The organism is Paenibacillus sp. JT31N7, from assembly GCF_059692095.1.
This window is the reverse complement of the sequence record NZ_JCAUAT010000001.1, coordinates 1,929,881-1,954,370: the sequence shown is the minus strand read 5'-3', so window position 1 is coordinate 1,954,370 and position 24,490 is coordinate 1,929,881. Positions and strand designations below refer to the sequence as shown.

The 24,490-nt window shown below is 54.1% G+C and carries 21 protein-coding genes; 20 read left to right on the top strand and 1 reads right to left on the bottom strand.

All coding sequences use genetic code 11. The features are described from left to right. Positions 1–50 precede the first annotated feature (50 nt). The 10 genes from AC58P5_RS08765 (at position 51) to ispG (ending at position 12,854) form a co-directional block, all read left to right on the top strand. On the top strand, positions 51–2,576 hold the full coding sequence (locus AC58P5_RS08765; protein ID WP_497386049.1) for an NEW3 domain-containing protein: 2,526 nt from the start codon (positions 51–53) through the stop codon (positions 2,574–2,576). Between the two features lie 201 nt (positions 2,577–2,777). Beyond that, positions 2,778–3,524, top strand: a complete 747-nt coding sequence (locus tag AC58P5_RS08760) for a creatininase family protein (RefSeq protein WP_497385766.1) — start codon at positions 2,778–2,780, stop codon at positions 3,522–3,524. A 60-nt stretch (positions 3,525–3,584) separates the two neighbouring features. Then, a complete protein-coding gene (argH, locus tag AC58P5_RS08755) occupies positions 3,585–5,096 on the top strand; it encodes an argininosuccinate lyase (protein ID WP_497385765.1) in 1,512 nt (503 codons plus the stop codon). Continuing rightward, positions 5,093–6,055, top strand: coding sequence for an N-acetylglucosamine kinase (locus tag AC58P5_RS08750; protein ID WP_497385764.1), 963 nt, complete (start codon positions 5,093–5,095; stop codon positions 6,053–6,055). Before argH ends, AC58P5_RS08750 begins: the two co-directional genes overlap by 4 nt. Positions 6,056–6,079: 24 nt before the next feature. Next, complete coding sequence (locus tag AC58P5_RS08745; protein ID WP_497385763.1) at positions 6,080–6,808, top strand: PIG-L deacetylase family protein; 729 nt, start codon at positions 6,080–6,082, stop codon at positions 6,806–6,808. Between the two features lie 176 nt (positions 6,809–6,984). Beyond that, positions 6,985–7,965: a hypothetical protein gene (locus tag AC58P5_RS08740; protein ID WP_497385762.1), complete on the top strand. Its 981-nt coding sequence runs from the start codon at positions 6,985–6,987 to the stop codon at positions 7,963–7,965. Between the two features lie 154 nt (positions 7,966–8,119). Continuing rightward, positions 8,120–9,484, top strand: a complete 1,365-nt coding sequence (gene tig, locus AC58P5_RS08735) for a trigger factor (RefSeq protein ID WP_497385761.1) — start codon at positions 8,120–8,122, stop codon at positions 9,482–9,484. Positions 9,485–9,686: 202 nt separating this feature from the next. Next, the gene (gene clpP / locus AC58P5_RS08730; RefSeq protein ID WP_009674201.1) at positions 9,687–10,280 is read left to right on the top strand and encodes an ATP-dependent Clp endopeptidase proteolytic subunit ClpP; all 594 of its coding nucleotides are present in this window, start codon (positions 9,687–9,689) and stop codon (positions 10,278–10,280) included. Positions 10,281–10,292: 12 nt separating this feature from the next. Further along, on the top strand, positions 10,293–11,558 hold the full coding sequence (gene clpX / locus AC58P5_RS08725) for an ATP-dependent protease ATP-binding subunit ClpX (protein ID WP_326051083.1): 1,266 nt from the start codon (positions 10,293–10,295) through the stop codon (positions 11,556–11,558). 147 nt (positions 11,559–11,705) lie between these two features. Then, positions 11,706–12,854, top strand: coding sequence for a flavodoxin-dependent (E)-4-hydroxy-3-methylbut-2-enyl-diphosphate synthase (gene ispG, locus AC58P5_RS08720; RefSeq protein WP_497385760.1), 1,149 nt, complete (start codon positions 11,706–11,708; stop codon positions 12,852–12,854). Positions 12,855–13,094: 240 nt separating this feature from the next. On the opposite strand, the gene AC58P5_RS08715 is transcribed toward ispG, so the two are convergent. After that, positions 13,095–14,018 (bottom strand): N-acetylmuramoyl-L-alanine amidase, encoded by a 924-nt coding sequence (locus AC58P5_RS08715; protein WP_497385759.1) that lies wholly within the window; start codon positions 14,016–14,018, stop codon positions 13,095–13,097. A 166-nt stretch (positions 14,019–14,184) separates the two neighbouring features. On the opposite strand from AC58P5_RS08715, the gene lonB reads away from it, so the two are divergent. The 10 genes from lonB (at position 14,185) to hemA (ending at position 24,474) form a co-directional block, all read left to right on the top strand. Next, complete coding sequence (lonB, locus tag AC58P5_RS08710) at positions 14,185–15,909, top strand: ATP-dependent protease LonB (RefSeq protein ID WP_497386048.1); 1,725 nt, start codon at positions 14,185–14,187, stop codon at positions 15,907–15,909. A 148-nt stretch (positions 15,910–16,057) separates the two neighbouring features. Further along, on the top strand, positions 16,058–18,397 hold the full coding sequence (lon, locus tag AC58P5_RS08705; RefSeq protein WP_497385758.1) for an endopeptidase La: 2,340 nt from the start codon (positions 16,058–16,060) through the stop codon (positions 18,395–18,397). A 69-nt stretch (positions 18,398–18,466) separates the two neighbouring features. After that, complete coding sequence (yihA, locus tag AC58P5_RS08700) at positions 18,467–19,108, top strand: ribosome biogenesis GTP-binding protein YihA/YsxC (RefSeq protein WP_497385757.1); 642 nt, start codon at positions 18,467–18,469, stop codon at positions 19,106–19,108. 494 nt (positions 19,109–19,602) lie between these two features. Continuing rightward, the gene (locus AC58P5_RS08695) at positions 19,603–19,896 is read left to right on the top strand and encodes an autorepressor SdpR family transcription factor (protein WP_497385756.1); all 294 of its coding nucleotides are present in this window, start codon (positions 19,603–19,605) and stop codon (positions 19,894–19,896) included. Then, positions 19,877–20,545, top strand: coding sequence for an SdpI family protein (locus AC58P5_RS08690; RefSeq protein WP_497385755.1), 669 nt, complete (start codon positions 19,877–19,879; stop codon positions 20,543–20,545). The genes AC58P5_RS08695 and AC58P5_RS08690 overlap by 20 nt, the downstream gene beginning before the upstream one ends. Positions 20,546–20,641: 96 nt before the next feature. Beyond that, entirely contained in the window at positions 20,642–20,809 is a 168-nt protein-coding gene (locus AC58P5_RS08685; RefSeq protein WP_497385754.1) for a hypothetical protein, read from the top strand. A 52-nt stretch (positions 20,810–20,861) separates the two neighbouring features. Continuing rightward, positions 20,862–21,449, top strand: coding sequence for a non-ribosomal peptide synthetase module (locus AC58P5_RS08680; protein ID WP_497385753.1), 588 nt, complete (start codon positions 20,862–20,864; stop codon positions 21,447–21,449). 405 nt (positions 21,450–21,854) lie between these two features. Further along, positions 21,855–22,256: an adenosylmethionine decarboxylase gene (speD, locus tag AC58P5_RS08675; protein WP_016423520.1), complete on the top strand. Its 402-nt coding sequence runs from the start codon at positions 21,855–21,857 to the stop codon at positions 22,254–22,256. Positions 22,257–22,397: 141 nt separating this feature from the next. Next, complete coding sequence (locus AC58P5_RS08670) at positions 22,398–22,931, top strand: hypothetical protein (RefSeq protein WP_497385752.1); 534 nt, start codon at positions 22,398–22,400, stop codon at positions 22,929–22,931. Positions 22,932–23,076: 145 nt separating this feature from the next. Next, positions 23,077–24,474, top strand: a complete 1,398-nt coding sequence (gene hemA, locus AC58P5_RS08665) for a glutamyl-tRNA reductase (protein ID WP_497385751.1) — start codon at positions 23,077–23,079, stop codon at positions 24,472–24,474. Positions 24,475–24,490: the final 16 nt, after the last annotated feature.

The following is a 24,490-nucleotide window of genomic DNA, read 5'->3' as shown; positions in this document are numbered from 1 at the left end:
TTACGCCTGAGGAGGAGAAGCGATTGAGTCAAGCAAGTGCAAACAGATGGATGAAAAAGTGGGTGGCAGCCGCCGTCTCGCTGACGGTTGTCGGAACCGTCGCCTTACCGGCGGTGCCGCAGACAGCCTCGGCCGACAGAGGGGTTGTCGATCTCTGGAAATCGATCAAGCCGCTCACCACAATCGCCAGTGCCATGAACACGGGGGCTCACCCCGACGATGAGCACAGTGCTACACTCGCGTATGTATCTCTCGGTCAAGGGGTCGACACCTCCAGTGTCATCGCCAACCGCGGAGAAGGCGGACAGAACGAAATCGGCAGCGAGCTCGGAAATGCCCTCGGCATTATCCGGACCCGGGAACTGCAGGAAGCTTCCAAAATCACGAACATTACGCTGGCGAACCTTAGCGTGAAGCTCGACGATCCGATCTACGATTTCGGCTTTTCCAAAAGCCCGGACGAAACGCTGGAGAAGTGGGGCGAATCCGTCGCCTACGAACGGCTGATCCGCCAAATCCGTCAGAAACGGCCGGACATCCTGATTCCCGCTTTCCTGAACGAAGCGTCCACTCACGGTCATCACCGGGCGATCAACGTGCTGACGGTACGGGCGTTCAAAGACGCCGGCAATCCGGCTATTTTCCCGGAGCAGCTTAAAGAAGGCCTCGCCGTGTGGCAGCCCAAGAAGCTGTACCTGCCGGCCACGGACAAAGAGTACGACGTCGCCCTTCCGGTCGGAGACTATAACGAGATTTACGGAGCCTCCTACTCGCAGCTGGGGGAAGAATCACGTTTTATGCACAAAAGCCAAGGCATGGGCCGCCATGTAGATGAAGGTCCCGGAAACTCCTATTACAAGCTGGCAGGGACCGCCGGGGACAACAAGACATCCGTTTCAAAAAGCAGCTCGCTCTTCGACGGCATTTCCTTTACGTTTGAAGATCTTGCCAAAGAGCTGGACACCAAAGGCAAGGACAACAAGATCGTCAAAGATCTGAAAACCCTGCAGCAGGATGCCAATGAAGTCGTAGCCGCTTATCCGAAATTCGCGACCGTAGCACGCGAGGTTCATGAGATGAAAGCGGACGTCAAGTCAGCGATTGAAAATGTGGAAAAATCCACTTTAGATGCTTCCGTTAAAACTGATCTCCTTCATAGGTTGCAGGTGAAAACCGATCAGCTTAACAAAGCGAGCATGGAAGCGGCCTCTCTGACCGTTAAAGTGAAGCCCGTATCGGGCGAGCTTGTAGCCGGACAGACGGCGAAGGTGGCAGTCACCGCACACAGCGGCGGCAGCGTGGATATCTCGGACATCGCGATGAAGCTGAATGTTCCCGAAGGCTGGACGGCCAAGCCGGCGGGCGACGCCGAGTTCAAGAAACTGGGTTACAACCAGACGGTCAAAACCGAGTTCGAAGTGACCGTTCCGGCGAAAGCCGCCGACTTCAACCCGTACGCCCTGCCGCTCATCAGCGCTGATGTTACATACACAGCCTACGGCACGCAGGCAGCGGTCCATGCGGTACCGGACAACGCGGTTGCCGTTCTTCCGGCAACGTCCTTGACCCTCAGCCCGGAAGCGGCCGTGTTCAACACGCTTAAGCCGGACGAAGCCGTACCGGTGAAAGTAACCGCCCGCAATTACGCGCCGGGAGCTTCCAAAACGACCGTTACGCTGAAAGCTCCGGAAGGCTGGACAATCGAGCCCGCTTCCCGGGACGTAAGCTTTGCGGCGAAGAACGAAACGAAAGCCGTCGAGTTTACCGTAAAAGCGCCGAAGGGTGTGAAACCGGGCAAGGTGGACATTTCCGCCGTGGCCAAAGAAGGCCAGACCGATACAAGCCGTACGGTGCAGGTCATTTCGTACCCGCATATCGGCACGACTTATTACGTGAAACCGGCCACATTAACGATTCAAGCTTTCGATCTTAACATGCCGCAAAATCTTAAAGTCGGGTATGTTTCCAGCGGATTCGACAATATCGACGCGGTTCTGCGCCAGGTAGGCGTTAACGTGACGAACCTGGACGCGAAGGCGATTCAGTTCGGGGACCTGTCCCAATACGATACGATCGTGCTCGGCATTCGCGCCTACGCATTCCGTCCGGAACTGATTCCGAGCAACCAGCGTCTGCTTGATTACGCGAAGAACGGCGGCAACCTGGTCGTTCAGTATCACAAGCCGGAAGACAAATGGACGCCGGACCTCGCGCCGTATCCGATCAAAATCGGCCAGCCTCTCATTCAATGGCGGGTAACCGACGAGAATTCGAAAGTAACCATGTTGGCGCCGGATCATAAGATCTTCAATACGCCGAACAAAATTACGGACGCCGACTGGCAGAACTGGATTCAGGACCGTTCGGCCTACAATCCGGCTGAGTGGGGCAAGGAGTACACTGAGCTGATTTCCAACGGCGATCCGGGCGAAAAAGAATTTACGGGCACGTTCCTGTCCGCCGATTACGGCAAAGGCACGTATACGTACAGCTCGCTTGTCTGGTACCGTGAAATGCCGAGCCTTGTTCCGGGCTCCATCCGGATGTTCGTGAACATGATCAGCTTGAAGCAGTAAGCTTAGCAAGAAGAACTGGTACTTTCCTTTAATTTTCAAACTGCCTTGTAGGATTCACTCCTTATTTAAATGAAGCAAAACCGCAGCGGGGGATCTTCCGATCCTCCGTTCTATTCGCGGGCAGCTTGATCCGGCAAGCCGGAACGTGTGAAGTGATAGAGACAGATAAGCGACAAACCTAAAGAAACCGGAGGGGACAACATGCAGGCCCTAGATATTCACGGAAGGCATGCCGAGGCCGCTTTCGGGAATGCCGCTTTTGCGGTCGTTCCGCTGGGCAGTTTCGAATACCACGGTCCGCATTCTCCGCTGGGGACGGATTTTTTTCTGGCCCAAGGCTTCGCCTCTCTTATTGACCCGGGGTTAAAACCCCTCGTATACCCGGCTGTTCCTTACACGGCATGTCCGGGAAAAACAGGCGATTATCCCGGCACTATCTCCATTGATCCGGCCGTGTTTCACCGGTATTTGAGCGATGTGCTGGAAGGCATCTGCCGTTCGGGCTTCAGAAGAATCGTGCTGCTCAACGCCCATGACGGCAACATCGGAGCCTCCAGGACGGTTGCCGAGGAAGTGACTTCCCACTGGAAGGATGCAAGCTTTCTCCTGATCAACTGGTGGCAGCTGGCTGCTGCGGACGCTCCGGAAAAGCTCGGATTTTTTCAAGGGACGACAGGAAGAGGGCACGGCGGGCCTTACGAAATGTCCGCCGTCAAAGTGTTCCGTCCCGACCTGGTTCATGTCTCGGAAGAAGATGCGGAGCTGACTCCGCCTCCCCCGCTTTCTCCGATGCCTTATGTTTTAGTGGAAGGCACGCCAGAAGGTTGGGAGGGCTACACGGGTCATATCCGTCAGACTTCTCTTAAGACCGGGGATTGGATTGTAGGCGAGGTCACGGCCAACATGAACACCCTCATTGCGAACTGGCTCGGCCGGCCCGCTCCCTGAACCGCACACCGTTTGTCTGCCATAAACATATAGAAAGTACCATTAGGAGGAATGGACCACATGAGAAACCGCGAACAGATTTTACAGGAAGAAGGCGCCGCCTTTCCCGGGCTGACTTATACGGAAGCCGTGCTTAAACCCGCTTTCAACGAAGCGAAAGCAAGTCTTCTCGGCCCGATGATGGCAATTAATAAAGCACACCTGATTATGCTCAAGGACCAGGGGCTCGTTACGGAAGAGGAAGCGGCTCAAATAGCGGAAGCGATCCGCGGACTGGATTTGGAAGGACTGCGCCGGGCGGAGTATACGGGGCAGTTCGAGGACCTGTTCTTCCAGGTGGAAAGCGACCTGCTGGAAGCGGCGGGAGACATCGCCGGCAATCTCCATCTGGCCCGCAGCCGCAACGATATGGGCATCTCTATTTACCGGATCGTGCTCCGGGAGAAGCTCCAGACGACGATCCGGGGAGCGCTTGCCCTGAAAAGCCAGCTGCTCGTCTTCGCCGAGGAACACGCCGAAACGATCATGATCGGCTACACGCATACCCAGCAGGCGCAGCCGACAACGCTCGCTCACTACATCATGGCGGTGGCCGATTCGCTCGACCGCGATGTGCGCCGCCTTCAGGCCGCCTACGCCAACTGCAACCGCAGCAGCATGGGCTCCGCCGCCTTGACCACCTCCGGGTTCAACATTTCCCGGGAGAGAATGCAGGAACTGCTCGGCTTCGACGAGCTGATTTACAACTCCTACGACGCCATCGGCGGTGCCGATTATGTCGGAGAGATTGCGACGGCCGTGCAGCTGGCCGCCATTAACCTCGGCCGCTCTTCCCAGGATTTCCTGTTGTGGTGCACACAGGAATTCGGCGTCCTGCGCGTTGCTGACCCGTACGTCCAGATTTCGTCCATCATGCCGCAGAAACGGAATCCGGTTTCGTTCGAACACATGCGCTCGCTTCTTTCGAGCTGCGTGGGGAACACCCAGACCGTCCTGACGATGATGCACAACACGCCGTTCGGCGACATCGTCGACACCGAAGACGACATGCAGCCGTACGCATGGAAAGCCTTGGCCGTCCTCGACCAGATGTACCGCCTCCTGTCCTGCGTCATCGGTACGATTCATGTGGACAAGGATGTGATGCGCAAGCGGACGGAAGGCAGCTTCGCCACGGTGACCGAGCTGGCCGATACGTTGGTGCGGACCGACAATCTGTCTTTCCGCAAAGCCCACCACATCGTCAGCGGTGTCGTGAAACGGGCGGTAGCCGAAGGGCTGGCAGCCAACGAAATCTCGCTGGCTATGGTTAACGAGGTTGCCCGCCAGGTGATCGGCCGCGACTTGTCGATTACGGAGGAAGCGTTCCGCAGCTCGCTGGACCCCGTCCATTTCGTCCACATCCGTACCCTGCCCGGAGGTCCTGCTCCGGACGAAATCCGCCGTACGATCGCAGACCGCCGCAGCCGCCAGCACACCCAGGAAGCCTGGCTCCGGGAATCGCAGAGCCAAACGGAAGAGGCGCTTTCGCATCTGGATGCGGCGCTTGAAGGATGGAGCTCCGGCCAATGAAGGGGCGCAAAATTCCGCTGCTTGCCGTAGACGGCGGTGGAACCAAGTGCCTGGCTGTTTTTACCGATAAGCAGGGAAAAATAGAGGGAACCGGCCGGGGAGGTTCCTGCAATTATCAGACGACAGGCACGGAAGCCGCCGTAGATGAACTGGTGCGGGCCATGAAGATCGCCAAGGAGGAGTTCCGCGAGCCTTCCCCTGCGGATGAAACGCTGAGCGTCGAATGCGCCGTCTTCGGGCTGGCCGGCCTGGATACCGGCTACGACCGGAAGATCATTGAAGGACTCGTCCGGGAAGCCCTCGACAGGGCGGAGATTCAGGCAGACCGGATCGTCGTGGAAAACGACGGGCTTGCCGCGCTGCTCGGAGCGACGGACGGCAAACCGGGTGTCCTTCTTATTGCGGGCACCGGTTCTATCGTCTACGGCGTCAACGGGCAGGGACGCAGCGCCCGCGCGGGCGGCTGGGGCTACCGGGTAGGGGACGAGGGGAGCGCCTACTGGATCGGCAAGCAGGCCCTCACGGCCATCCTGCAGACCTTGGACGGCAGACAGGGGCCGACGATTCTTACGCGCAGAGTGCTGCCCTATCTCGACCTCCGTTCGGAGGAGGAGCTTTACAACTGGGTCTATTCGGCCGACTACCGGGTAGACACCGTTGCGGAGCTGTCGCTTCTCGTCAGCGATTCCGCGCGGGAGGGAGACGCGGCTTCCCTGCGTATTCTCGAAAGTGCGGCGGATGAGCTTTTTTACGGAGGGCGGGCCGTTATCGAAAAGCTTGGAATGAAAGACACTTCCTTCACTTTAATCCTCCAGGGCGGGGTTCTCCAGAATAATGAGCTTGTGCGAAGCCATTTAACGAAAAAATTGCGCGAATTCGCCCCTTCATGTAATCTGGAGGAAGTAAAAAAAGAACCGATTTACGGCGTGATCGCCCAGGGACTCAGCCTGCTGCCGTAAATCCGGAGGAGGGTTGGGGACGTTATGAGGAAAACGCTGCTCTTTGTGTTTGCGCATCCGGACGACGAATCGTTTGCCTGCGGAGGCACGATGGCCAAATATGCGGAGCGTGGACATGCCGTCCATTTGGCCTGCGCCACATCCGGCTGTAAAGGCAAAACGGGGGAGTACACGTTTACCTGCAGGGAAGAAATCGCGCTGTACCGGGAAGGAGAGCTCCGCCGGGCAGCCGCCGTTCTCGGCGTTGAGCAGGTTCACTTCTACCGCTATCCGGACGGAGGCCTGGCCGAGGTCCGTGAAGATCTGCTGGCCGCCCGGGTGGCCGCGACGATTTCGGACCTGCAGCCTCATCTCGTCGTCACGTTTCCACCGGACGGGGTAACGGGACATCCCGATCATATCGCCATTTCCAAGGCGGTGCTGCGGGCGGTCGAGGGGATGGACGGTGCGGCGCCCGACCTTTATTACGCGTCCATTCCGAACTATTACGACCACTGCGGGGATTGCGGACCGTCCGAATGCTGCCCCATTACGGCACGCGTGAATATAGCGGAATTCCGCAGCCGCAAGGGAGAAGCGCTCCAGGCGCATAAAAGCCAGGTTTACTCCGTGGACCGGGCCTATCCGGGCGTCATGCACGGCGACTATTCGGTTATCGGGCGCTACGAATACTTTACGCTTGTACGGCGGGGCGGACAAGCGGCCGGATTAAACAAGTGCGCCGGTGAAATTCCGGTCGTTGAACTGGTCTGATTTGCTTTTCATAAGAGGCTCAACAAACGAGGCCAGCTTCCTTTCGACGGGAGGCTGGCCTTTTTTTACGGACCGGACTTTACCGGAGGACATTGTACGGGAAGTTTGCAATTGTATCCGGAAATCCCGTTCTTTGATTTCCTCCCGTTAATCCGGTACACTTTATGGATGATCTTTTGCAGGAGCGACTGCGGGAGAATAACAAAATCAGCCGGGACGAGTCCGGTTTTGAGGTGGATCCTTTGACTCATTCCTACGACAATGTAGTTTTATTTCCCAAAACGGCGGCTTCCTACGAGAAGCAGATGACCCAACTGCTGGAGCAGGAGCGCTATGAAGAGGCGGTCCGCCTGCTTCGCTACCTTCTGCAGTTTGCCAGAGACGACGCGGAGAAACAAGCCCAGTGGAGAGCTCTTCTGCAGTGGCTGGAAACGATGTTCCCGGAAACTCTGTACGACGATGCCATCATGCAGGAGGGCGTTGAAGAGGAGGAAATTACCGAAGAAGACCTCAAGCGCCAGTCCGTGGCCGGAAAGTCCGCGGAAGGCTGGCAGTACGTCGGGCGTCTGCTGGACATGCTCGAGGACGGTACGGATATGGAGCGGCAGATGATCGCCCTGGAGCAGCTCGCTTTTGCGGAAGACGACCGGATCGACGAGTTTGTTAAAGAATGGCTCCAGACCGCGCGAAGCCATCCGTTCGTCCAGTTCAGAGCCCTGCAGATGCTGAAGCAGCGGGGAGGAAAAGGGCCTGTCGTACTTGCCCGCGCGCAGAACAAAATGGTGCTCCGCATCGAAGATACGCCCCTGAAGCTCGAAGAATTTCCGGACCGGATACGCGAAATGGTATACCGGGTTCAGCAGATCAGCGAGTCGGAGCAGCCGGACTTCGGATTTTTCGCCGAGCAGACCTGGCTGGAGTTTCTCAAAACGGTGTACGGCACGGAATTGTACACGTCCATGAGCAACTGCCGGGAAGAAGAGGTGGACGTCTGGGCGAGCGCTCTGCATACCGTTCTTCACGAATCTTTATTCGGAAGCGCGGACAGGGAGCATCTGCGGGAGCAGTACGGGATCACCGCTTCCATGCTGCAGCCGTGGGGCGAAGCCTACGCTTGTCTGCAATCTTTTATCCAGGCTTTGTACACGGGCGGATAAAATAAAGCGATTCCGGTCATTCGCTTGAAAAAGCAAGGGTTTGTGGTATACTAGAATGGTTATAATGGCCACTAAAAGGCTTATAAGCTTATTTATGAGGTCAGGACGTGAAAAAATACTTGTCAGGGTACATTTTTGGAGGGGAAAGCATAAAATGAAAGCAAGCTGGGAAAAAATAGAGAAGAACACTGCAGTTCTTGATATCGAAGTGGAAGCGGAGCAAGTTGCCGACGCTCTCGACAGAGCTTTTAAGAAAGTCGTAGCAAAAGTAAACGTTCCGGGATTCCGCAAAGGTAAAGTACCTCGGTCCATCTTTGAAAAGCGTTTCGGCATCGAAAGTCTGTACCAGGATGCACTGGACATCATTCTGCCGGAAGCTTACATGCAGGCCGTTCAAGAAACGGGCATCGAGCCTGTTGACCGTCCTGAAGTGGACGTAGAACAATTCGGCAAAGGCCAAGTTTTGAAGTTCAAAGCGAAAGTAGCCGTGAAGCCGGAAGTGGAACTCGGCGACTACAAAGGCATTGCGATTCCTGCAGCGGACAGCGCGGTAACTCCGAAGGAAATCGACGAAGAGCTGGAACGCCTTCAACAAAGACACGCTGAGCTTGTCGTAGTTGAAGAAGGCGCGGCGGCAAACGGAGACATCACGATCATCGACTTCGAAGGTTTCGTGAACGGCGAAGCGTTTGAAGGCGGCAAAGCGGAGAGTTACTCCCTTGAGCTGGGCTCCAACAGCTTCATCCCTGGTTTCGAAGAGCAAATCGTCGGTATGACCAAGGACGAAGAGAAGGACATCGAAGTGACATTCCCGGAAGAATACCACTCCGAGCAGCTTAAAGGTCAAGCGGCTACTTTCAAAGTGAAGCTGCACGACATCAAGCGCAAAAATCTTCCTGAGCTTGACGACGAGTTCGCTAAAGACGTAAGTGAATTCGACACGCTCGAAGAGTACAAGCAGGACATCGCGAAGAACCTGGAAGAGAAGAAGAAGCAGGATGCCGAAGTTCAGCGCGAAACAGCTGTGGTCGAGAAGGCCGCTGTTAACGCGAACGTTGAAATTCCGGCTTCCATGATCGAAACCGAACTCGACCAGATGGTAAGTGAATTCGAAAGACGTCTGCGCATGCAGGGCATGACGCTGGATCTGTACTTCCAATTCTCCGGCCAGAACGTGGACGTGCTGAAATCTCAAATGAGAGAAGACGCCGAAAAACGCGTTCGCAACAACCTGGTTCTCGAAGCGATCGCAATCGCGGAGAAAATCGAAGCGACGGACGAAGACGTGAACGCCGAGCTGGATCGTCTTGCCGAGCAGTACCAGAAATCCGTTGAAGAGCTTCGCTCGATCTTCGAAGCTAACGGCAGCCTGGAAGGCATCAAGCAGGATCTGGCTGTTCGCAAAACCGTAGACTTCCTGCTCGCTAACAGCACGGAAGAGAAGGAAAAGCCGGCTAAGAAAGAATCGAAAGCTAAAAAAGCAGCGAAAGAGGAAGCTAAAGAAGAAGCGGCCGAGTAATCGCTTCACCTTCCCAAGCACTGCGCAATCCCGACAAAAGCTGTATAATAGGACACATACAAAGGCACGTAATCATAAGCGTGCCTTTGTTTTACCCGAAAACAGCCGCGGAAGCGATTTTTAGCGGGATTTATCCTAAAAATGACTTTACCTTTTAAACATGGTAGAATGAAAAGTAAGTAACCGCAAAGGAGTTGGTCCAATGAGTCTTATCCCTATGGTTGTGGAGCAAGAAGCCCGTGGTGAGCGTTCCTACGACATCTATTCTCGCCTGCTCAAAGACCGGATTATCTTTATCGGCAGCGCGATTGATGATGATGTGGCTAACCTTGTCATTGCCCAACTGCTGTTTTTACAGTCCCAGGACGCAGAGAAAGACATTCACGTATACATTAATTCTCCGGGTGGCTCGGTAACGGCCGGACTCGGAATTTACGATACGATGCAGCACATCAAACCGGACGTGTCGACGATTTGCGTAGGCATGGCAGCGAGCATGGGTTCCCTGCTTCTGACGGCCGGTGCACCCGGTAAGCGTTTTGCCTTGCCGAACAGCGAGGTTATGATCCATCAGCCGCTGGGCGGTGTCCGGGGGCAGGCGTCGGACATCAAAATTCACGCCGATTGGATCATCAAAACGAAGCAGAAGCTGAATAATATCTATGTGAAGCATACCGGCCAGCCGTATGATAAAATAGATCGCGATACAGATCGCGATAACTTTATGAGCGCGGAAGATGCGAAGGCGTACGGATTGATCGACGAAGTCATCACTCGAAGCGACCTGAAATCTTAAAGGAGTGATCCAATGTTTAAATTCAACGATGAAAAAGGTCAGTTGAAATGTTCTTTCTGCGGAAAGTCCCAAGATCAAGTCCGTAAACTCGTTGCGGGTCCAGGCGTTTATATCTGCGATGAGTGCATTGAATTGTGCACGGAAATCGTGGAAGAGGAGCTCGGACACGAAGAAGAGCTGGATCTCAAAGACATTCCGAAACCGAAAGACATTTGCGGCATTCTCGATCAATATGTAATCGGCCAGGATCAGGCGAAGAAATCCCTATCCGTTGCCGTTTACAATCACTATAAGCGGATCAACTCCCAAAGCAAGCTGGAAGACGTGGAACTGCAGAAGAGTAACATCATTCTCGTGGGTCCTACGGGAAGCGGGAAAACCCTTCTTGCCCAGACGCTTGCCAAAATTCTCAACGTTCCTTTCGCCATCGCCGATGCGACTTCCCTTACGGAAGCCGGCTACGTGGGCGAGGACGTCGAGAACATTCTCTTGAAGCTGATCCAAGCGGCCGACTACGATGTAGAGAAAGCCGAGCGCGGCATTATCTATATCGATGAGATCGATAAAGTAGCCCGTAAGTCCGAGAACCCGTCGATTACACGCGACGTGTCCGGCGAAGGCGTACAGCAGGCCCTTCTGAAAATTCTCGAAGGTACGGTCGCTTCCGTACCGCCGCAAGGCGGACGCAAGCATCCGCATCAAGAGTTTATCCAGATCGATACGACGAACATCCTGTTCATCTGCGGCGGCGCGTTTGACGGCCTGGAACAAATCATCAAACGCAGAATCGGGAAGAAAGTCATCGGCTTCAGCTCCGATGGTTTGAAAACCGATTTGAAACCGGGTGAGTACTTGTCCTTGGTACTGCCGGAAGACCTGCTTAAATTCGGACTTATTCCGGAGTTCGTAGGACGTCTGCCGGTTGTCTCCACGCTGGAACCGCTGGACGAAGCCGCTCTCGTTCGTATTCTCACCGAACCGAAGAATGCGCTCGTGAAGCAGTATCAGAAGATGCTGGATATGGATAACGTCAAGCTTGAATTCGATGCGGAATCGCTGGATGCTATCGCCAAAGAAGCCATTAAGCGCAACACCGGTGCCCGCGGTCTTCGTGCTATCATTGAAAGCATTATGCTGGATGTGATGTTCGACGTGCCGTCCCGCACGGATGTAACGAACTGCACCGTTACGAAAGATACGGTTCAGGACAAATTGACCCCTATTCTTTCCTCTCAGGAAGGCCAGGATGTCAACAAGAAGAAAGAAGAAAGCGCCTGATCTCGGTTGAGATCGGAGCTCATACTATAGAGTAACCGACAGCCTCCAAGCTGCCCGGCCTTGGCTGCCCGCTTCATCACTTGAGGCCGGCGCGGCTTCTGCCGGTGCGGCGCGGAGGATGTTTGGTTCATGGGAGAGAAGACACGTATGTTTCACAGAAAAGATACGAGACCGGTTCGTGTCGGAGATCTAACGATCGGCGGCAGCGACGAGGTTATCATTCAAAGTATGTGTACGACGAAAACGGCGGACGTCAAAGCGACTGTAGCCGAAATCCACCGTCTGGAAGAAGCCGGCTGCCAGCTCGTTCGTGTGACCGTCAACAATATGGAAGCGGCGGATGCCGTTAAAGAAATTAAGAAGCAGATTAACATTCCGCTTGTATCCGATATCCATTTCGATCACCGCCTCGCACTGGCGGCCATTGAGAACGGCATCGACAAAGTCCGGATCAACCCGGGTAACATCGGTCGCCGCTCGAAAGTCGAAGCCGTTGTGAAGGCTTGTAAAGAACGGGGAATTCCGATCCGCATCGGCGTAAACGCCGGTTCTTTGGAAAATCATCTCCTGGAGAAATACGGGTATCCGACGCCTGAAGCGATGGTGGAAAGCGCCTTGTTCCACATCGGCATTTTGGAAGAGCTCGATTTCCACGACATTATCGTGTCCCTGAAGGCGTCCGATGTGCCGATGGCTATCGCCGCGTATACCCAGGCTGCTCAGGCATTTAATTACCCGCTTCACCTCGGCATTACCGAAGCCGGAACGCTGTTCTCCGGTACGGTGAAGAGCGCTGCGGGGCTTGGTGCGCTGCTTAGCATGGGCATCGGCTCCACGATGCGGATTTCGCTCAGCGCGGACCCGGTCGAGGAAGTGAAAGTCGCCCGTGAGCTGCTGAAAACGTTCGGTCTCATTACCAATGCGGCGACGCTTATTTCGTGTCCGACCTGCGGACGTCTGGACATCGACCTCTTTTCCATCGCGAACGAAGTCGAGGCCTACATTGCCAACCTCAAGGTGCCGATTAAAGTTTCCGTACTGGGCTGCGCCGTGAACGGCCCGGGCGAAGCCCGCGAAGCCGATATCGGAATCGCGGGCGCGAGAGGCGAGGGCTTGCTTTTCCGCTACGGGGAAATGGTCCGCAAGGTACCGGAAGCCGAACTTCTGAACGAGCTGAAGAAGGAAATCGACATCATTGTCCATGAATTCAACCGTACAGGTGAAATTCCGGGACGCCGCCAGCATCAAGAACGTATCGAGCTCGCTCTAAAGCAGGCTCAAACCCAGCATTCTTAATGCTGGATGATGCCCCGGCCAAGGCTTCGGCACTGAAGCTAGTATGAACGCAGAAAAAGCAAAGTCACGATCCTCCGGGATCGTGACTTTTTTTTGTTGGGGCTTGTATTTGACATTTGCGCAAGCGGGAGCTTAATCCTTACCGCCGTACAAGCTGGAGCTTGATGCTTGCACTTGCCGGAATCCTTTCGCCCCCTTAGCCTCAAAGCCGATTTCTTTGGCAAGCTAAGAAGCTGCCTTTCATTTTACCGGTGAAGGAGCGTTGCCCGATTTGCCGTCAGGTCCGGGACCCAAATCCCCATGTGCGAGATAAGCGGCAACGGCATCCCGGATCGCCGCTGCGATCTTTTGCCGGCCTTCGGCACTCGTCATCCGTGTCCGGTCCTCCGCATTCGTAATAAATCCGACCTCTACGATGACGGACGGGCTCTGGGCCCTTTTAAGAAGGTAATACGTTTTGCCGTGAATAGGAAGATGCCGGGTTCCGGAAATGGCATTCAAGCGCTCTTGAATCTGAGTGGCGAGAAAAAGAGAACCCGCGCTGTTTTGATGCAGCACATAAGGGCCTTTTTTGGAACGGATGAAAGAAGAATTCACATGCAGCGAAATGAGCAGCTTCGGTTTAAGGTCGTTTGCCATCTGCATCCGCTGGGCGAGGTCCCGGATATGCCGGCTGCGGTTATTGAGCCATTTGTTGTCGTCGCTCAGAGCATAGTCCTTGTCCCGGTTCAAAACGACCCGGTAGCCCGCTTTCGTGAGCAATTGATAAGTCTGTTTGGCTACAGCCAAGTTGATGTCTTTTTCGAGCAGGGTGCCGTGAACGGCCCCGCCGTCAATCCCGCCGTGTCCGACATCGATCAGAACATCCGGCGGATTTATATGACTGTTGGTTCTGGAAGCGTCTTTTGGTGGAACCGTGAAATGGCCGGTGTCTGGCGTTGGTGCCGGTCTTGCCCCTATGCCGGGCAGCGATTCCGCATGAGCTTTTCCCGTAGTAAGCGATTTTTTGGCGTCGGCTGCAAGCTTGGATGCCTGCGCGGCGGTATCGCTGTTATGCTTGGTTTCGGCAAGCCGGTTTGGCGTTCCGCAAGCCATGGCCAACAAAGAAAGGGCGGTCATACAAGCGGCCAGGCAGATGCCCGTTAGTAAGCGTTTGGTAAACATCCGGTCCATCCTTTCCGGAAAAGTTATACGGGTAGCTTTCTACGCCGGCAGTCCTCTCATTCACTATTCGCGGAGAAAACATTTGAACGGCATGATTATTCCGTCACAGGAGGGGAATACTGCCATGTATGAGATCGGACCGGAAAGGACTGAAGGTAAAATGGATATGAGCTTTAGTATGATTTTAATGTTGATTCAGGTGTTTTTTGCCGTTGTCATCGGGATGTACTTCTGGAATTTGCTGCGCAACCAGCAGACCAACCGGTCTGCCATCGATAGAGAATCGAAGAAAGAGCTGGAGAAGCTAAGAAAGCTCCGATCCGTCTCGCTCACTAAGCCTTTGGCGGAAAAAACAAGACCTTCCAGCATGCAGGATATCGTCGGGCAGAAGGAAGGGCTAAAGGCGTTAAAAGCCGCTCTGTGCGGTCCCAATCCCCAGCATGTGCTGATTTACGGCCCTCCTGGTGTGGGGAAGACGGCTGCTGCCCGGGTCGTTCTGGAAGAAGCGAAGAAAAATCCGCAATCGCCGTTTCGCAATGAAGCGAAATTCACGGAAATCGACGCGACCACGGCCCGTTTCGACGAGCGGGGGATTGCCGATCCGCTGATCGGCTCCGTTCACGATCCGATTTACCAGGGCGCCGGTGCGATGGGCGTTGCCGGAATTCCGCAGCCGAAGCCGGGTGCCGTTACGAAGGCTCACGGCGGTATCCTGTTTATTGACGAAATCGGGGAACTGCATCCGATCCAGATGAATAAATTGCTCAAGGTGCTGGAAGACCGCAAAGTGTTCCTGGAAAGCGCCTATTACAATTCGGAAGACAACAACATTCCGAACTTTATCCATGATATTTTTCAAAACGGGCTGCCTGCGGACTTTCGTCTCGTCGGAGCAACGACGCGCACGCCGAATGAAATCCCTCCGGCTATCCGCTCCCGCTGTATGGAAATCTTCTTCCGTCCGCTCCTTCCGGAGGAAATCGGCGAGATTGCGGCCAATGCGCTGGCCAAAATCGGGTTCCCGGCGAATGAATCGGCCATCGATGTCGTCAAACGCTATGCCACTAACGGCCGCGAAGCGGTCAATGTGATACAGCTCGCGGCCGGACTGGCTCTGACGGACAAGCGCGAAGAAGTGACCGCGGCCGATATCGAGTGGGTCGTCAACAGCTCCCAGATCCAGCCCAGACCGGAGCGCAAAATCCCTTCGGAGCCGCAGATCGGCTTTGTTAACGGGCTTGCGGTGTACGGTCCGAATTTGGGCACGCTATTGGAGCTGGAAGTCATCGCAATTCCCGCCGCCCGACCGGGTAGCGGTTCGTTTAACATCACCGGAGTCGTCGACGAGGAAGAGATGGGCGGCGGTGCCCGCACGCTGCGCCGCAAAAGCATGGCCCGCGGCTCCGTGGAGAATGTGCTGACGGTCTTGAAACGGATGGGCCTGCGCACATCGGACTACGACCTGCACATCAACTTCCCCGGCGGCACGCCGATTGACGGACCGTCGGCCGGAATCTCCATGGCTACGGCGATCGCATCGGCCCTTCACCAGATTCCCGTGGATAACAAGCTCGCCATGACCGGCGAGATGAGCATACACGGGAAAGTGAAGCCGGTGGGCGGCGTAGTCGCCAAAGTGGAAGCCGCCTTCCAGGCGGGTGCGACGCGCGTGCTTATTCCGAAGGAGAACTGGCAGGAGCTTTTCGCGGAGCTGCCGGGTGTCGAGGTCATTGCGGTGGAATCGGTCGAAGAAGTGCTTTCGCTTGCCCTCGGCCTGCAGATCGTCAGCAATGTCATTCCGATGCCTGCGGCGGGAGAGCAGATGATGACGGGCACGATGCCGTTCCTGCACGCGGGACCGACCGACGGATCGGAATCCGCCAAATCGTAAAATTCCGTCTCCGGGCAGAAGCGGCTTTCGGCAGGGAGAAATTCCTTTCCGGGGGCCGATTTGTGCCCAATTGGTGTTTTGCAGACAATTTTGTTAAAATGTTATCTACAGCATTAGCCCACCTGTAAAAAAGTGGAGGTGTCGGAACATGGGGCCTAATAAAACGCGGATACGCCGCCTGCCGTTATTGCCTCTCAGGGGACTGCTCGTATATCCGAGCATGGTATTGCATCTGGACGTAGGCCGGGAGAAGTCGGTCAAAGCCTTGGAAAAAGCAATGATCGAAGACAGTATGATCCTGCTCTGTTCCCAGGCCGAAGTGAATATAGAAGAACCCGCCAAGGAAGATATTTACCGGGTGGGTACCATATCGAAAGTGCGTCAAATGCTCAAGCTTCCGAACGGAACGATTCGGGTACTTGTAGAAGGAGTCATCCGGGCGGAAATCGCGGAGTATATCGCCAATGACGAGTTTTATGAAGTCAACGCGAAAGAGCTTCCCGAAGAAGAAGTGAACGACGCCGAAATCGACGCGCTGATGCGTACGGTGCTCAATCAGTTCGAGCACTATATTACGCTGTCCAAGAAAGTAACGCCGGAAACATTGGCGGCGGTATCCGACATTGACGAGCCGGGGCGACTTGCCGATGTCATCTGCAGCCATCTTTCCCTTAAAATCAAAGATAAGCAGGACATTCTCGAAACGGTGGACGTGCGAAGCCGTCTGGAGAAGCTGCTTAGTATTTTGAATAACGAACGCGAAGTGCTTGAACTGGAACGCAAAATCAGCCAGCGCGTGAAGAAGCAGATGGAGAAGACTCAGAAGGAATACTATCTGCGGGAACAAATGAAGGCGATTCAGAAGGAACTGGGCGATAAGGAAGGCCGGGCCGGGGAGATCGAAGAGCTCCGCAGCCAGCTTGCCGCCTCGGAAGTGCCCGAGAACGTTCAGGAAAAAATCGAGAAGGAAATCGACCGTCTCGAGAAGATGCCTTCCACATCGGCGGAAGGCAGCGTCATCCGCAATTATATCGACTGGCTGCTCGCTCTCCCGTGGACCAAGAGGACGGAAGACGATCTGGATATTCATAAAGCGGAAGAAATTTTGAACGCCGATCATTACGGACTGGAAAAACCGAAAGAACGCGTGCTGGAATATTTGGCGGTCCAGAAGCTGGTCAAGAAGCTGAAAGGGCCTATCCTCTGTCTCTCGGGTCCTCCTGGAGTAGGTAAAACGTCCATTGCCCGTTCGATCGCGAAATCGATGAACCGCGAGTTCGTCCGCATATCGCTTGGCGGGGTACGCGATGAGGCCGAGATCCGCGGACACCGCCGCACGTATGTCGGGGCTATGCCGGGCCGGATTATTCAGGCCATGAAGACGGCCGGCAGCGTGAATCCGGTGTTCCTGCTCGATGAAATCGACAAAATGGCGATGGATTTCCGCGGAGACCCGGCCGCCGCGCTTCTTGAAGTGCTCGATCCGGAACAGAACAATACGTTCAGCGACCACTTCATCGAAGTGCCGTTTGATCTTTCTAACGTGATGTTCATTACGACGGCCAACGCGCTGCACAACATTCCGCGGCCTTTGCTCGACCGGATGGAAGTTCTGTACCTTCCGGGCTACACGGAAATCGAGAAGCTTGAAATCGCGGATAGCTACCTGCTGCCTAAGCAAAAGCGCGATCACGGGCTCGAAGACGGCCAGATGGTGATGAACCGCGACGCTCTTCTCCAGGTGATCCGCGAATATACCCGCGAAGCGGGTGTCCGCAACCTGGAACAGCAGCTTGCCGCGATCTGCCGCAAGGCCGCCAAGAAGATCGTCTCCGAACCCGGCCGGACAGTCGAGGTTACGGTGGACACCGTCAAAGAAGACCTCGGTCCGCCCAAATTCCGCTATAATATGGCGGAAGAGCAGGACCAGATCGGTGCGGTCACGGGTCTTGCCTGGACGGAAGTGGGCGGCGATACGCTGGTCATCGAAGTCACGGTCATGCCGGGCAGCGGCAAACTGACGCTGACGGGCAAGCTCGGCGACGTGATGAAGGAATCCGCCCAGGCGGCATTCAGCTACACCCGCTCCAGAGCGGAGCAGCTCAAGATCGCGCCGGATTTCCATGAGAAGAATGATATCCATATTCATATCCCGGAAGGCGCGATCCCCAAAGACGGACCGTCGGCAGGAATCACGATGGGAACGGCACTGATCTCCGCGCTGACGAACATCCCCGTGTCCAGCCGAGTGGCGATGACCGGCGAGATTACGCTGCGCGGCCGTGTCCTGGCTATCGGAGGACTGAAGGAGAAGGCGCTGGCCGCACATCGTGCGGGAATCCGCACCATCATCCTGCCGAAGGACAACGAGAAAGACATCCGGGATATTCCCGAAAGCGTCCGCAACGATCTTACGTTTGTTCCGGTCGCTCATATGGACCAGGTATTGGAACACGCGCTCGTCAAGGAAGTGGATCTGAAGGCTTAAGCCGTTCGGAGAGCTTTCTGTCTGCCGGAAGCGGAGACCGGGCGCATATCGATGAAAAGAGTGTGAAACATGAAGGTCAACCAGGCTGAATTTATTATCAGTGCGGTGGGACCGGGACAATACCCTGAGGATGCCTTGCCGGAGATTGCTCTGGCAGGGCGTTCCAACGTGGGTAAGTCTTCGCTCATCAACCGCATGATTTCCCGTAAAAATCTGGCCAGGACAAGTTCCCAGCCGGGCAAAACGCAAACCCTCAATTATTACCGCATTAATGATGACTTATATTTTGTCGATCTTCCCGGTTACGGCTATGCTAAAGTTTCCAAAACGAAACGTGCCGAATGGGGCAAGTTTATCGAAAATTACCTGCTGAAGCGGGAACCGCTGAAAGCGGTCATGCAGCTGGTCGATCTGCGTCATCCGCCGTCCAAGGACGACCAGGCCATGTATACTTGGCTCAAGCATATGGACGTGCCGGTTATTGTCGTCGCGACTAAAGCGGACAAGGTGCCCAAAGGCAAATGGCAGAAGCACGCCAAGATCATCAAAGACGATCTGGAGTTTGACCGCTCGGGTCCTTTTATCATTTTCTCGTCTGAAACGGGAATGGGGAAGGACGAATTGTGGGAAGTCCTGGAGTCCGCTATCGGCTGGGGACAGCAGGAGCCGGATAGCGAAGCTTTGCCGGAATCGGCTCCTTCGGAGGAATAATAACCGCGGTCTCTCCTTAGCCCGCGGCTGCAGGGCGGAAACCGTCTCATTACGGAGACGGTTTTTTTCTGTCCGCCGGGTGAGGGAAAAGAAGGGCGGAGCGGTCTCTTGACGGAAAGAGGGAAATCTTGTATCCTTTAATTAGACATTTATCTAAATATCTAATTAAGTTTAATAAAGAATAGGCAACCCGCAGATAAAGGGCGCCCGCTGCTCGTGCGTCATCCGGAACCAGGGGTAGCGTGCTATACACCAGGCTGCACCGATGTGGTAAGGGCTGGCGATGGCCCGCTCGATGAGCCCCTGCTCAACCTGGCCGCAGCGACAGCCGCCAAAAAAATCGCTGGCCCAGGCCGAAACCATCGCCGCTTTCGTCGAACGACGGTACCGGCGACCGGCTGGCAGCTGTTCTTGTAACTCGGAAGCTGCTGTCCGTGTGAAATCCCTTTTTTCAAACGGTTATTCAAACAAGTTTTCATGAGGAGGTGAGGGTGGTGAACGATACCTTTAAAGCCTTGTCGGACCCGACGCGGAGACAAATCCTGAAACTGCTTAAGGAAAGTGATTTATCCGCGGGCGAAATCGCCGACCATTTTCAAATGTCCAAACCGAGTATCTCCCATCACCTGAGCGTCATGAAACAGGCTAAGCTGGTACTCGACGAACGCAAAGGGCAAAGCATCATCTATTCGCTGAACACGACCGTTATCCAGGATGCTCTGGGATGGTTGATGGATTTTACGCATAAAGACGAAGGAGGAACTCAACATGACAAACGCGGTTCGTAAAACACCGAGATGGACGTGGAAAGACACTTTGCTGCTTATCATTGCCGCCGCACCCATTCTTTACGCCATAGGGGTCTACGACAAATTGCCCGAGCAAATGGCGGTCCACTTCGGAACGGGCGGTGAAGCCAACGGATATCAGAGCAAAGGGTCGTTCCTGATTCTGATGTCCACCCTCAACTTGGCTTTGCCTCTGCTGATGAAGTGGTCGCCTTCCCTTGATCCGAAACGTACGAATTACGAGAAATTCCAAGGATTTTACGATCTTTTCCGAATTTTAATCACGATTTTATTAAGCGGTGTTTTCTTCATCACCCTGCTGACTAATCTTGGATACGATGTACCCATCAATTTCTGGGTTCCGCTTGGCGTAGGCGCTCTTTGGGTGGTTATCGGCAACTATATGGGACGTGCGCGCCCCAACTATACATTCGGGATACGCACTCCCTGGACGCTGGCCGACGAGGAAGTATGGCGCCGGACCCACCGGATGGCGGGTCCCATCTGGGTGCTGGCGGGAGTCGTGTTTATCGGTGTGTCGCTGTTCCCGTCGGTCGTTCCCGCCTGGTTCGGTCTAGTCGTTATTTTGGCGAGCGTGCTCGTCCCGACCTTGTATTCGTTCCTTAAATACCGGCAGCTGAAAAATTAAAGTTCTGACCAATGGTCGATAACGGCCGAGAAGTGAAAAGCGCGGATTCCGCGCTTTTTTCTGTTTAATCGGAAGCATGAGGGGGTAAACAGCCGTATGGAAGACTATTTTGAGAACTTTGTATGGAAAGCGATGAGTTTTCAAGGCAATTGGAGACTTTACGGTGCTGATAGCCATTTTTTTCAGGCAGGAGAGCGTTTTTTGCTGTTTTCGCCGGATTTTCATGTATCGTACGCAGGAATATTAAGTCTTGATGTAGTATAATATGAAGTAGGCAAGATCAAAGGCGTTGAAAAAATAGAATTGAGGGATTTCCATGGCACAGAGGTTAGCGACTGAATATGTCAAAACCCGCCTGCAATTAACGGAAGCCGAAATGTCCAAATTTGTCCAAATGTTTGCCGATCAGCAAATCACGGCTCAGGTCAAAGTCATCGAGAACGGAAACCAGGAGTTTGTCTTTCAGGAAGAGGCGGGAGAAGAGATCGTTCTTTCGTTTGAACGCGTCGGTAAGCAGTATATTAGCTCAGGATCCTGCCGTGTAACGAGTCTGCGTTTGACTAATCTTATGCGTAAGGCGATAGCCGAATTCAAGGGTTCAGCCATCGTTAAGCGGATATATGCTACGTTTGTGATGATGTACACCTATGAGAACGGGAAAGTCGTCAAAATCGTCGAGATCAAAGGCCAGCATACGAACGTCGTCTATGAGTATCACGATACGCTCGGCCAGCTGGAGAACCTTTTCCGCCGGACGGAGATCGAAAGGGAAATCGGCATGATCCAGGATCAGATTAACCATCTGCTGGATATGCGCAACGAAGTTCCCTGTCCTTCGCTCAAGCTCGATATCGACGGCCGTCTGAAAATGCTGACCCGCCGTCTGTTCGTACTCGAGGCGTAGAAGCGGCTCAAACCGGCAGCAAGCATACTATTTTACGTGCAAGTTAAGCTCTATATACAGAAGCGGAGAGCCTGTCCACAGGCTCTTTTTTATTTTTTTGTAAAGAAAAAAATGGATTTGTCCGACTCACTTCGGCACACACGAAGCGGGGGGGCGCTACATAGTGTATTACGAACAGAATTGCAAGCAGGGCATTTAAAAAATGAATCTTGCGAATATGAAAAAAACTATTGCATTTCTGTTCAATAGATGTTATTTTTAATCTCGTTGAAAACAATATAGGAACCAGGATTCACTCAGGACATTGAATGTTGCGAGAGATTATTCCCTCGGGAAGTGAATGACGTAGGTCCTAGCGGATGAAATGCGAGAACAATTTTATTCCTAGGAAGGGGGAACCGGAAGATGGAATATTCAACTTTCGGAAGACACGTTGCTGTAGATACTTGGGGAGTAGATTTTGAACTTTTGAACAATGCAGAGTGGCTGCAAGCCCAAATGGTAGACGCAGCTGAAGCGTGTGGAGCAACGGTCATGTCTGTTCAGTCCAAGCAATTTGAGCCACAAGGTGCCACAGTACTAGTACTGCTGTCTGAGAGTCATCTTTCCATTCATACGTATCCTGAGAGAGGTTTTGCCGCGCTGGATTGCTACACTTGCGGTGAAACGGTAGATCCTCAATTGGCTATCGACCACATGATCTCGCTGCTTAAGCCGGAGAAGGTCTATGCCAAGAAACTGGTTCGCGGAATGGGCGAGTTTGAAGTCGAAACGCCGGAAATCAAGCAAGCCGTATTGGCTAAGTAAGTTCGTTGTTTTAGTATACTAGAAAAGATTTTATATAAGTAAGGTAACCACGGAGTCCGCATTCCGTGGTTATTTGTTTGTCAGGCCTCTCATACAATGGTACGGGTCTTCTTTACCGGACCCCGGAAGGAGAGAGGTGCCGTGCGAAGCCGGATCAAATCGAAGATCATCCTGTTTGTGCTGGCAGCCGGGCTGGTTGCCTGGCCGCTTACCAGCTTGTATGGCTATGTGACGAAAGGCTCGAATAAGCCGGATGCGGAGCGTCTTTTGTTCCAGGTTTCTTTGTTTCAAATCGAGCTGCTGAACCGTTTTCTGCAGGACGCCGCACGTTCGTCCGATACGCGGGAACTCGATTCGCTTAAGCAGGCCCTGTACACGGCCAGTTATACGCACGAGAGACTCGTACTTGCGGAAGGAAGCGAGAAGCTTCGTACGCTGGGCAGTTTACCGCAATTGATGCAGTACATACTGAGGCTGCAAATCGGCGGAGAGCGCGCTCTGAAAGCGGATGAGCAGGGCGTCCTGCAGGAATCCGCCAAGATCTACGCGCAGCTCTACGAGGCCTACGGCAAGCTCTTGACTTCTTCGGGGAGCGTCGTTACTTCGCAAAGCGAAGCCGTGTCGAAAAAGGATGAAGCGTTAAGGGAACTGCTTGAAAAAAAGCTGCTCCAATAATCGGTATATCTACAAGAAACATAGACCACACTAGGCATAGCGGCTTCCGGCAGCATTCAAAATTTAGTCAAAATATTTGTCGGTTACGAGGATCGGCTATGTTATAATAATTATTGTTAGCTGCAAAGAAAGGTAGGTGTGCCCCATGCATATTGTCGTCGTCGGATTAAATTACCGGACAGCTCCCGTCGCGATTCGCGAGAAGTTTACTTTTACGCAGGAAGAGTTGTCGCAAGCGCTCGTGGAGCTGAGGCAGACAAAAAGCATACTGGAATGTGTTGTCGTGGCCACTTGCAACCGTACTGAAATCTACGCCGTGGTCGATCGTGTACACATTTGCGGGCACTACATTCGCAAGTTTATGGAAGAGTGGTTTGAAATTCCGCGGACGGAATTCAATAACCATTTGTATATATATGAACATGACCGGGCCATTGAGCATTTGTTCCGTGTCGCAAGCGGTCTTGACTCGATGATTATCGGCGAAACGCAGATTTTGGGGCAAGTGAAGGACGCATTTTTGGAAGCCCAGCGCCTTGGAGCCACGGGAACGATTTTTAATACGCTGTTCAAACAGGCCGTAACGATGGCCAAACGCGCTCACTCGGAGACGTCGATCGGAGAAAATCCGGTTTCCGTCAGCTATGCCGCCGTGGAACTGGGCAAGCGGATTTTCGGAAGCTACGAGGGCAAGAAAATTCTGATCGTGGGCGCAGGCAAGATGAGCGAGCTGACGGTGAAGCACCTGTACGCGAGCGGCGCCGAGCGCGTTGACGTCGTCAACCGTACGTATGAGCGTGCTTTGGAGCTGGCCGGCAAGTTCAACGGTCATGCTCATCCGATGGAGCAGCTTTACGAACGGCTGGCCGAAGCGGATATCGTCATTTCGTCCACGGGTTCGAGCGATTACGTGCTGACGAAGAAGCAGCTGCAATCCGTGCTGCCCAAGCGGAAGTCCCGTCCGTTATTTATGATGGACATTGCGGTTCCGCGCGACCTTGATCCGGACATCAGCGATCTTCCGGACGTTTTCCTGTACGACATCGACGATCTGGAGGCCATCGTGGACAGCCATCTCAAGGAACGCAAGAAAGAAGCTGTCAAAATCGAGGAAATGATCGGCGCCGAGATTGCGGCTTTCGACCAGTGGACGAAGACGCTCGGAGTGAGCCCGGTTATTCACGCTCTCCAGGCCAAAGCGAACATGGTGCATCAGGAAACGATGGAAAGCCTGTTCAAAAAGCTGCCGGATCTGGATGAGCGCGAGATGAAAGTGATCCGGAAATTGACCAAAAGCATTGTCAACCAGATGCTGAGAGACCCGATTCTGGCCATTAAAGAAATGGCCGCGGAGAAGAAGGGCGACGAGGCGCTTGAAATGTTTACGAAAATGTTCGCTTTAGAGGAACTTATGGCGGAGCAGGCACAAGCCGAAGCTTTGGAAGAAGCCAAAGCGGAAGCGGTCCAGACGGCTGCCCAGAAGCATGCCAAAGAAGAGCTCACCGGCGGATTTACGATGCAGCCGGCGCTTGCACGCTCCTGATTCCCGGTTCTCCGAG